The sequence below is a fragment of the Butyrivibrio sp. genome (assembly GCF_024699075.1).
Window position 1 is genome coordinate 1 of sequence record NZ_JAILQF010000189.1, and the last position, 9,290, is coordinate 9,290.

Here is a 9,290-nt window from a genome sequence, read left to right on the forward strand (position 1 = left end):
CTCACTTACTTATCATCCTTTCTCCAAAAACTAAAGTTCTCTAAAAAAAGGTTTCCAAATAAGTATATCGGCATGTATATTTCAGAATTAATATTTCAGCTTATAGCTTTTATTTATATACTAAAATTATACCACGAAATAAATTCCGATGTTTTGATCATGAATGTCGAATTATAATCTCTTGATTACGGAATTACGATATCTTATTACTGATCATCTAATTAAGATTTCTTATTACTAATTTCTGAATGTAATGCCCTTTTCCTCGTCCATAGCATCTACAATTGCAAGTGAAGTTACATCGAAACCAGCGCCGCGAAGTCTTGCGCCTCCATCCTGGAAGCCCTTCTCAATCGCGATTCCAATGCCTTCAACTTTAGCTCCTGCCTGATTACAGATGTCAATAAGTCCGTTCATGGCTTTACCTACCGCAAGGAAGTCATCAACAAGAAGAACCTTATCCTCTGATGAAAGGAATTTCTTGGACAGTGTAACATTATAATCCCTGTCATAGGTAAAGGAATGAACAACTGATGTATAAAGGTCTCCATCAAGGTTTCTGCTCTTTGCCTTCTTGGCAAAAACTACAGGAACATGAAAATACTGTGCTGTCATGCAGGCAATTGCAATACCTGATGCTTCAACAGTGAGAACCTTAGTGATACCCTTATCCTTATATTTTTCATAAAAAGCCTTACCAACCTGATCCAGAAGATCAACGTCAAGCTGATGATTTAAAAAGCTGTCTACCTTTAGTATATTTCCTGCCCTGACCTGTCCGTCTGATGCAATACGTTCTTCCAGAAAATTCATGTCTGTTCTCCTTTTATTTCATGTATGGCTTAACCATATTTAAAATAAGCTCTCTGCTTGTTGCAAAGTATTCTGCCATATTAATATTTTTTTCATCAATAAGATACTGAATTGTAAAGCCCTCAAGCATTGATACATACTGGGCAGGAAGAATCGTCTTAAGATTCTCGGGAAGATCCGGTACATATTTTTCCAAAACTTCTCTGATCTCCTGTCTCCAAAGATTATAAGACTCTGCAAAACGTTCTCTGGTATCTTCATCAGTTCTGCTCTGAACCCAGAAATCCATTTCAGCGTGATTATATTCAGGGAAGTTCTTAAGAAGATTCTCTTCATTTTTGGAAAAGACTTCAAGAGCTGACTCCAAAGTATCTTCAGTATTTTCACGAAGTTCCTCACGAAGCTTTGGGAAAATATCAAGTATCCTCTTCTGCATAGCTACAAGAATCTCTTCCTTGGTCTTGTAGTAATAAAGGACATTAGACTGAAGCATATCAGCTTCTTTGGCTATAAGACTTATTCTTGTTCCGCTTATAGTATGTGACTCGATAACTCTGAGTGTAGCATCAAGTATTTTTTCCTCATTATTTTTTTCAATATTCTTCATTTGTTCATCCTTTTCTTTTCAAGGTCAGTCTCTGAATGAGAATCATATTATCTGCGACAATTTAATCTGTAAGTTATCTATCCTCACGGAAGTAGGATTTTCCAAGAGCTGACGGTGGCTGATTTTCCGGCTTATTACGTTTACTTGTAAGGACCAGAACTACAATAGTAACAACATAAGGGAGCATCTTAACAAGCTCAGATGTAGCTCTTGTAAGTCCTGGGATATAAATATACAAAACGTATAATGCACCAAAAACAAGTGATCCCCATATAGCATTTGTAGGATTCCACAAAGCAAGGATTACAAGTGCTATAGCAAGCCATCCTCTGTCACCAAATCCATTATTGGACCATGTACCGTGAAGATATTCCATTACAAAATATAATCCGCCAAGACCTGCGATCATGGCACCTACAATTGTAGATACGTATTTATTGGTATTAACATTAATACCTGCCGCATCTGCTACAGCGGGATCTTCACCAACAGCGATAAGGTTAAGTCCTTTTCTTGTTTTGGTCAAAAACCAGGTAACAATAATAGCTATAACAATTGAAAGATATGTCAAAAAACCATACGAAAATAATAATTTACCTATAACAGGTATATTTCTTAAAGTAGCAGGAAGAAATGCTCCAAAGCCCTCTGCTGTACTAGCTACAGAAATCTGGCCTACACCACCGGCAAGCTTTGAAAGTGATCCACCAAAGAAATTACCAAATCCAACACCAAATGTAGTAAGAGCAAGACCTACAACATTCTGATTGGATCTAAGTGTTACTGTAAGAAAACTGTATATAAGTCCGCCAAGTCCGCTTGCAACAAGTGCTGCAAGAAGCGCTATTATGACTCCAACAATAGTTGAAGGGTTCTTGGCTGAGTTTTCATAAAGAAAGGCACCCATAAGTCCTGAAATACCGCCCATGTACATAATACCCGGGATTCCAAGATTAAGATTACCTGATTTTTCTGTAATAATCTCTCCTGTTGCACCAAATAAAAGCGGAACTGCCTGTCCTATTGCTGCAACCAAAAATGTTAGAAGAAGTGTCATGCTGCATCCTCCTCGTTCTTCTTGACTTTAACCTTATATTTGATGAAGAATTCACATCCAATAAGGAAGAAGATAATAATACCAGTGATAATATCTGATGCATTCTCGTTAAGACCATACTGGGAAGCGATCTGAATCGCACCCTGCTGCATGAACACAAGAAATGCAGAAACAAGTAGCATTCCAAGAGGATTAAGATTGGCCATCCATGCAACAATGATTGCTGTAAATCCTCTTCCACCTGCAGTAGATGTAGAAATTGTATGGCTGGCACCACTTACGATAACAGCACCTGCAATACCGCATATTCCTGCAGATATGACCATTGTACGGATAACAACCTTCTGTACATTGATACCGGCATAGTTGGCTGTATTATGGCTTTCACCAACTACAGCAACCTCATAACCATGCTTTGTATACTTCATGTATACAGACATCACAATTGTAATAACAGCGACGATTATTATATTAAGAGTATAATCTGATCCAAATATCTTAGGAAACCATCCACCCTTATTTGCAGAATTGATAATACCAACAGAGTTTGATCCTGAAGGATTCTCCCAGAATACGATAAGGAAGGTAATTATCTGCATTGCAACATAGTTGAGCATCAGGGTAAAAAGTGACTCATTGGTATTAAAATGAGCCTTGAAAAATGCAGGCAAGAATCCCCATATGATACCTGCACAGGCAGATGCTATTAAAATAAGTATTATAAGAAGCACATTAGGAAGACTTCCCTGATATATCATGAGCGCAGCAGCTGCTGCTCCTCCCATGAGAATCTGACCCTCTGCTCCAAGATTCCAGAATCTCATCTTAAATGCAGGCATAAGACCCACACCTATTAGTAAAAGAACTACAGTCTCTCTTACAGTAACCCATATACGACGTCTGGATCCTACTGCGCCGTCAACTATTCCTGAGTACACGTTAAGTGGATTCTCACCCGTAATTCCTACTATAACAACTGCACATACAATGAGAGCCATAAGTACTGCTATAAGTCTTATAACCCAGGCTTTCCAGGTAGCAATAGAGTCACGCTTTGTAAGGTGCAGAGCAATTTGTGATGATTTTTTATTATTATAGCGTTCCATTAAACTCCTGCCTTTCTGGCACCTGTCATGTACATACCGATTTCTTCTTTTGTAGCTTTCTTGGCATCAACAATGCCGCTAACCCTGCCTTCGCATAGAACAAGTATTCTGTCGCAAAGCTGCAGAAGTACGTCAAGATCTTCACCAACGCACATTACAGCTACTCCCTTTTCTTTCTGTTCATTAAGAAGGTTATAAATAGTATAGGAAGAGGTAATATCAAGACCTCTTACAGGATATGCAACCATTAATACATTGGGATTAAGAGCTATCTCTCGACCTACAAGTATCTTCTGAACATTACCACCTGAAAGTCTTCTTACAGGAGTATTGATATCAGGAGTTGCAACTTCAAGCTTATCAACAATTCTCTTCGCAAGCTTTTTAGGTGTCTTTCTGTCTGTAAAGATCTTACTTGTACCAGCTCTGTAACTTCTGATCATCATATTATCAGCAAGATCCATAGAGCCTACAAGTCCCATTCCAAGTCTGTCTTCAGGAACAAATGAAAGACTGATCTTGAGATTCTGGATCTCTCTGACTGATTTCTCAGAGAGCTTTTCAACCTTAGCGTTATCAGGCGGATAATAAAGAATCTCTCCGCTGTCTACTTTCTGTATACCTGCTATTGTTTCAAGAAGCTCCTTTTGGCCATTGCCAGAGACTCCTGCAATTCCAAGAATCTCACCACTATTAGCTTCAAATGAGATATTCTTGAGAATAGAAAGACCTTCACTGTTTCTGACAGTAACACCTCTCACCTCAATACGCTTCTCACTCTTTTGGGGCTCACTTCTTTGAATATTAAGTTCAACCTTCTGACCTACCATAAGCTCAGTAAGAGATTCAACAGTGGCATTCTTGGTTTCTACAACGCCTTCACATTTACCCTTACGAAGAACGGCAACACGATCAGAGATCTCAAGAACTTCATTAAGCTTATGAGTAATTATGATGATAGACTTTCCAAGAAGCTTCATCTTTTTAAGAACAGCAAAAAGACGTTCTGTTTCCTGAGGTGTAAGGACCGCAGTCGGCTCATCAAAAATAAGAATATCTGCACCTCTGTACAAAACCTTTACAATCTCTACGATCTGTTTCTCAGAGACAGACATATTATATATTTTCTCAGCAGGTGTAAGGTCAAAGCCATACTTGCTTACAAGCGCATCAACCTCCTGATTGATCGTCTTCATATCAAGCTTTATAGCGCCATCAAGACCCAGAATAATATTCTGAGCAGCTGTAAGTTTATCTATAAGCTTGAAATGCTGGTGAATCATTCCTATTCCAAGTTCAAACGCATCCTTGGGACATGTAATTGAGACTTCTGTGCCATTAATAAGAATCTGACCCTCATCCGGATAGTATATACCTGAAAGCATATTCATAAGAGTTGTCTTACCGCTTCCATTTTCGCCAAGAATAGAGAGAATCTCGCCCTTTTTGAGGGCGAGATCTACCTGATTATTAGCAACTATACTACCAAAGCGCTTTGTAACACCTTTAAGTTCTATTGCATAATTATCCATAATAATCCTACTTTTTATAAAGTCTTATGTTCTGGTTTAAAACCAATGATCATTATTACTATTTGTATATATGACCATGTATGTCTTTATATAAGACAGTTTTTATAATGTAAATGATCATGTATGCCTTTTATAAGACATTTTTCTATAATATTTTGTAAAAAATCCAAGGAACACTTTCTATCAGTTAGCGTTAGATGTGATTCCATCAATGATGATGTCAAATGCAGGAGCTGCTGCAAGCTCTGACTCATGGAAATATCCGTCAGATACATAATCAGCATACTTAGCATAATCTCCGCCTTCAGCGATTGCATCTTCAAGAGACTTGCCACCTACTGTGAATGTGCTTGTATCAAATACATGAAGAGATCCGTCTTTAAGAGCAGCTTCAACTTCAGCTACCTTCTCGGCTGTACCTTCTGCTACTGCTGCATCATTAAGAGTTGTAATAGCTACAGCACCTTCGTTGTAACCAGCTGTCCAGTCTGTAGGCATTGACTCGCCGTTAAGAACTGCTTCAACTGCATATGTGTAGTAAACACCCCAGTTATTAGTTGCAGATGTAAGTGCACATGTAGGAGCTACTGTTGTCATATCTACGTTATAACCTACGCAAGGAACGCCTGCAGACTCACATGCTGTAGGAGCACCTGTTGTATCAGCGTGCTGGCTCATAAGTACGCATCCGTCAGCGATAAGCTGTGTTGCAACTTCACCTTCTGCTGTCATATCAGCCCAGCTGTTTGTATACTGAACTTCCATTGTAGCTGAAGGACATACAGATGTTACACCAAGATAGAATGATGTGAAACCGGAAACAACTTCTGCATAAGGATAAGCTCCAACATAACCAACCTTAGCAGCATCCTCTGTGATAGTGCCTGCAGCGATCATCTCGTTAAGCTTGAGACCTGCAACAACACCTGATACATATCTTGATTCATAGATGTTATCAAAATAGTTGTGGAAATTGGAAAGACCTGAAGACGCAGCCTGATAACCTGTAGCATGGCAGAACTCAATTTCAGGATACTCAGCAGCTACCTGCATAAGATATGACTCATGACCAAAGCTTGTAGCAAATACAATATTGCAGCCCTGATCTACCATATCTTCTGCAGCATCTGTACAAGACTCATCTTCAGGAACAAGTGTCTTCTCAATAACCTGCTCATCAGAGATTCCAAGAGCTGCCTGCATCTGATCGATACCTTCCATGTGAGCAGCTGTATATCCTTCGTTCTCATCTCCTATGTAGATGATACCGATCTTGATATCGGAAGCTGAAATAGCTGTACCTTCAGCTGCAGCTTCTGTATTATCAGCTGTAGTATTTTCTGTGTTAGTGCCTTCATCAGTTGTAGCATTTGATGATCCGCAGCCTGCGAGCATAGAAACGCAAGTAGCTGCTGCAAGAACAGTGCTTAAAAATTTCTTCTTCATAATAATCTCCCTTTTGCACAAGCTATGTGCTTTAAATGAAAATAGATTCGCCTCCCCCTTATGAGGGTGCAAGTTCAATAATCCTCAAAATTCAAAATCGAATTCACTGGGAATTCGATTTCGCTTAGAGGTTGTTATTACTTTATCAATATAAATACATTAGCTTTTATTGTCAATGGATTTTTGAACGACTGTTCAAACAAATTTTTAAGACAGATTTAGAAATTTTTTATTAATTTTGAACAGTAGTTCAAAAAAGAACCCTCTCCAGGCGGAAAGGATTCTTTGAGATCATTTAAAATTCCCATCATAGATAAAGAGATCTTTGCGATTATTTAAAAGACTTCATCATGGGTAAAGAAATCCTTGCAATCATTTAAAGAACTCCATCATGGGTGAGGGATTCTTCTCCATATTTTCCATATAGAGCTTTACATCTTTAGGATTACCTTTGCGCTCTATCCTGTGGCCTTCAAATATACGTTTGGATACAGATCCTGAGCCAAGCGCAAGGATGCTCTGAGTCTCTTCCATGGTGATGATATTATAAAGGCACATCTTGTCCTCAAGCCCGTATCCTGTATTTTCAAAGTTTCCGCTTATATTCTTCTGGCGGTACAGATAATAGGGACTAAGACCCATTTTCCTTGCGCCCTCTTCTGCCACCTTCATCATATTAGATGTGGTATCCATGCCGGCAAGTCCGTGATCGGCAACATAGTCATAGAGCCTTGAAGCTCTTTTTATAGCAAGTGAATGAACAGTAAGCTCATCAGGTCTTAGCTTTTGGATCTCATTCATTGTATATTCAACGTCAGAAAGCTCTTCTCCAGGAAGTCCAAGTATAATATCCATGTTGATATGGTCAAAACCTGCTTCTCTTGCCATATTAAAGGCATCGACAGTCTGCTTGACGCTATGGTGACGCCCTATTAGCTCCAAAGTTCTGTCTCTCATAGTCTGCGGATTTACTGATATTCTGGTAACACCGCCTTTTTTCATGGTAATAAGCTTGTCCATAGTTATGGAATCAGGTCGTCCTGACTCTATGGTGAACTCTCTGGCAGAAGACATATCATAGGAATCTTTGATCCATGAAATAAGCTTTTCAAGCTGATAAGGCTCAAGTGTAGTAGGAGTTCCGCCTCCAACATATACGCTGTCAAGGCGCTTTCCTTTAAACAAAGGAGCTGTCTGATCAATTTCTTTTTTGACGCAGTCAAGATATTTATCTACCTGCCCCTTCCAAAGACCAATAGGCGATGACATAAACGAGCAGTACGCACATCTTGTGGGACAGAAAGGAATATTTATATACAGACTGTATCCATTGCCATCTGTGGTTCCCTCAAGAAGCCTGTTCTCCCTATGAGCTATCTCAACGCTAAGATCTGTCTTTTCATCAGAGCAGATATAGGTTTTCTTCATATAATCTTTGATAGCATTGTCATCATCTCCTGATAAAAGCCTGTGCATAGCTATCTTTACAGGTCTTATTCCTGTAAGAGTCCCCCATGGAAGGCTTCTTTTGGTCTCTTCAAAAAGAGCCTCATATAATAGGCGCTTAAGAACATTTTTAGGAGAATCAGTCATATCAGCGCTATCAGTCTCTGACTCCTTTATACAGGTTTTGGAAAGTGATCTGGTATCTCCATTTTCTTTAATAAAAGTGGCATCTATATGCCCTTCATCCCACTTAAGAAGAATGTCTATAGTAAGGATTACTTTAGAATCTTCCGGTACTGTCTGACTGTTCTTAACAAAAACAAGGACATCCTCCTCCGGATAAAAACTCTTGACCAGAGAATGGATGTCGTAAAAATATTTCTCTCTATCTGTATTAACGATAATCATAAAAACTCCAAATAGCAATTATGGTTCTTTTAAACCATCAAAAATATGCTTTCAAATCATGTTCATTTTAATGAACACAGGGAATATTATTTCAACTCATATTCCATCTAAGAAACTTTAGAAGCCATGCCTAATCATCTTACAAAAGGATTATACAGCTTCTCGTCACCAATCGTAGTAACTGCTCCGTGACCAGGATATACTATTGTGTCATCCGGAAGACCGAAAAGCTTTTCTTTGACAGATTTTACAAGAGTGCTTGAACTTCCTCCAGGAAAATCTGTTCTTCCAACAGAGCCTTCAAAAAGTGTATCGCCGCTTATAAGGACCTTATTATCATCAAAACTATAGCAGCAGGATCCCACTGTATGTCCGGGAGTTCCAATAAGCCTTAACTTAAGACCGGCCGCTTCTATTATCTCGTTATCTTTAAGATATTTATCCGGTTTTATAGTTATACTTTTTCCAATAAAATCATAGGAAAGGTTTACATCAGGGTCCTGACATACATCAGCTTCTTTTTCCCAGCACCATATAGGAGCCCCTGAAAGCCTTCTAAGCTCATCAGCACCGGCCATATGATCAAAATGTCCATGAGTAAGAAGGATAAGCTCAATCTTGATATTCTTCTCCTTGAGCTTTTCATAGATCATCTCTCCCATATCTGCAGGATCAAAGAAGATGCAGGGAATAGGTTCATCTGTATTTACATTTTCTTCTGCAGATCTGTCATTAAAGACAAAATAGCAGTTAGTAGCTATCGGTCCAAGTGTCGCAGAACCTACTTTTATGTTTGAATTCATATTATGCAATAATCCTATTATACTGGAGACTTATTATATGCAAACCAGTGCCTCTTAGCCTGTGCTTCTCTC

The 9,290-nt window shown here is 38.9% G+C and carries 8 protein-coding genes; all 8 read right to left on the reverse strand.

Going from position 1 to position 9,290, the window contains the following annotated elements; genetic code table 11:
• Positions 1 to 237 precede the first annotated feature (237 nt).
• Positions 238 to 813 carry a xanthine phosphoribosyltransferase gene (locus K6G87_RS07510; protein ID WP_296835499.1) on the reverse strand — a complete coding sequence of 192 codons (576 nt, stop codon included), beginning with the start codon at positions 811 to 813 and terminating at the stop codon, positions 238 to 240.
• Between the two features lie 13 nt (positions 814 to 826).
• Entirely contained in the window at positions 827 to 1,420 is a 594-nt protein-coding gene (locus K6G87_RS07515) for a TetR/AcrR family transcriptional regulator (RefSeq protein ID WP_296835501.1), read from the reverse strand.
• A 73-nt stretch (positions 1,421 to 1,493) separates the two neighbouring features.
• The gene (locus K6G87_RS07520) at positions 1,494 to 2,477 is read right to left on the reverse strand and encodes an ABC transporter permease (RefSeq protein WP_296835503.1); all 984 of its coding nucleotides are present in this window, start codon (positions 2,475 to 2,477) and stop codon (positions 1,494 to 1,496) included.
• Positions 2,474 to 3,583 (reverse strand): ABC transporter permease, encoded by a 1,110-nt coding sequence (locus tag K6G87_RS07525; protein WP_296835505.1) that lies wholly within the window; start codon positions 3,581 to 3,583, stop codon positions 2,474 to 2,476. The genes K6G87_RS07520 and K6G87_RS07525 overlap by 4 nt, the downstream gene beginning before the upstream one ends.
• Positions 3,583 to 5,118: an ABC transporter ATP-binding protein gene (locus K6G87_RS07530; RefSeq protein WP_296835513.1), complete on the reverse strand. Its 1,536-nt coding sequence runs from the start codon at positions 5,116 to 5,118 to the stop codon at positions 3,583 to 3,585. Before K6G87_RS07530 ends, K6G87_RS07525 begins: the two co-directional genes overlap by 1 nt.
• Before the next feature lie 180 nt (positions 5,119 to 5,298).
• Positions 5,299 to 6,561, reverse strand: coding sequence for a BMP family ABC transporter substrate-binding protein (locus tag K6G87_RS07535; protein WP_296835507.1), 1,263 nt, complete (start codon positions 6,559 to 6,561; stop codon positions 5,299 to 5,301).
• Between the two features lie 372 nt (positions 6,562 to 6,933).
• Complete coding sequence (hemZ, locus tag K6G87_RS07540; protein WP_296835509.1) at positions 6,934 to 8,415, reverse strand: coproporphyrinogen dehydrogenase HemZ; 1,482 nt, start codon at positions 8,413 to 8,415, stop codon at positions 6,934 to 6,936.
• 134 nt (positions 8,416 to 8,549) lie between these two features.
• Positions 8,550 to 9,218 carry an MBL fold metallo-hydrolase gene (locus K6G87_RS07545; RefSeq protein WP_296835511.1) on the reverse strand — a complete coding sequence of 223 codons (669 nt, stop codon included), beginning with the start codon at positions 9,216 to 9,218 and terminating at the stop codon, positions 8,550 to 8,552.
• Positions 9,219 to 9,290: the final 72 nt, after the last annotated feature.

Coding starts and splice junctions, on each gene's coding strand:
- K6G87_RS07525 (WP_296835505.1), bottom strand. CDS start 3,583: ATGGAACGCTATAATAATAAAAAATCATCACAAATTGCTCTGCACCTT.
- K6G87_RS07535 (WP_296835507.1), bottom strand. CDS start 6,561: ATGAAGAAGAAATTTTTAAGCACTGTTCTTGCAGCAGCTACTTGCGTT.
- hemZ (WP_296835509.1), bottom strand. CDS start 8,415: ATGATTATCGTTAATACAGATAGAGAGAAATATTTTTACGACATCCAT.
- K6G87_RS07545 (WP_296835511.1), bottom strand. CDS start 9,218: ATGAATTCAAACATAAAAGTAGGTTCTGCGACACTTGGACCGATAGCT.
- K6G87_RS07510 (WP_296835499.1), bottom strand. CDS start 813: ATGAATTTTCTGGAAGAACGTATTGCATCAGACGGACAGGTCAGGGCA.
- K6G87_RS07520 (WP_296835503.1), bottom strand. CDS start 2,477: ATGACACTTCTTCTAACATTTTTGGTTGCAGCAATAGGACAGGCAGTT.
- K6G87_RS07515 (WP_296835501.1), bottom strand. CDS start 1,420: ATGAAGAATATTGAAAAAAATAATGAGGAAAAAATACTTGATGCTACA.